Genomic DNA, 1421 nt, shown 5'->3' with positions numbered 1-1421 from the left:
TAGCAGGCTGGGAAACGATTTGGGAAGGTTGGGATACCCTTCAATCTTATGTCGTTGGATATAGGATGGCGAAAGAAATGCTAGCTGACGGAGAAATGCTCTGAGATCTGATCAAGAGACAGGATAAATACTGCAATCTAGAACCGCATTGACCCTGTCCTGAAATCTGTGTAATTACCTATCATTAACTTAATTAAAAGATTAAGAGTAGGTAATTATGACAAAACAAGAACTTGAAGCTTTTGCTCGAGAAGCAGCTAAAGGATTAAAATCTGAAAGAGACCTTATTGATTTTAGTCAGATGCTCACGAAAATCACCGTTGAAGCAGCTCTCAATGCAAAGTTAGATGAGCATCTTGGATATGAGAAGCATCAACAAGGTGACTCTAAAAATTACCGAAATGGTCACTCGTCTAAAACTTTGAAAACTGAAGATGGTCAATTTGAACTTGATACCCCAAGAGATCGAGATGGCAGCTTTGAACCTCAGTTAGTCAAGAAAAAATCAAACTCGTTTTACATCGATGGATGATAAGATTTTGAGCCTCTATGCAAGAGGGATGACTACACGAGACATCGTTGATTCATTCAAAGAAATGTACAATACTGATGTTTCTCCAACCCTCATCTCAAAAGTTACGAATGCCGTCATTGAAGAAGTAAATGAATGGCAGAATAGGTCACTAGATAACATCTACCCAATTGTTTATTTGGATTGTATTGTCGTTAAAATTCGACAAGATAATCGTGTGATAAATAAGGCTGTATTCCTTGCATTAGCCGTGAACCTTGATGGCCAAAAAGAACTACTCGATTTATGGTTCGCTGAGAACGAAGGAGCAAAGTTCTGGCTAAATGTGTTAACAGAACTAAAAAACCGAGGTGTTGAAGACATTCTAATTGCTTGTATCGATGGCCTAAAAGGCTTCCCTGACGCAATTAATACCGTTTACCCAGAAACACATATCCAACTCTGTATCGTGCATATGGTGCGAAATTCACTTCGTTTTGTGTCTTGGAAAGATTATAAGGTGGTAACGGCAGATCTTAGAAAAATATACCAGGCTGATACTGAAGAAATCGCCTTAATGGCACGAGATGAATTTTCAGAGAAGTGGGACGATAAATACCCTCAAATATCGAAATCATGGATTAACAATTGGGATAACCTTAATACCTTTTTTAGGTACTCAAAGGACATCAGGAAAGCCATTTACACAACAAATGCGATTGAATCACTTAACAGTGTTATCCGTAAAGTAAATTAAGAATCGGAAGGTATTTCCAAGTGATGATTCAGCTAAAAAAGTAGTTTATTTAGCGATACGTTCAGCTTCAAAAAAATGGTCAATGCCGATCCATAACTGGAAAGCAGCTATGAATCGTTTTATCATTGAATTTGAGGATCGCTTAAAAGATCA

General features: G+C 37.6%; 1 pseudogene. It reads left to right on the top strand.

Going from position 1 to position 1421, the window contains the following annotated elements:
* Positions 1 to 217 precede the first annotated feature (217 nt).
* Positions 218 to 1421, top strand: a pseudogene (locus tag JQC92_RS22250) (IS256 family transposase); the annotation flags it as partial.

This window comes from Parashewanella hymeniacidonis, from assembly GCF_016900895.1.
Classification (GTDB): Bacteria; Pseudomonadota; Gammaproteobacteria; order Enterobacterales; family Shewanellaceae; genus Parashewanella; species Parashewanella hymeniacidonis.
Note: the sequence above shows the minus strand (reverse complement) of the source record. Positions and strands in the feature narration are given on the sequence as shown.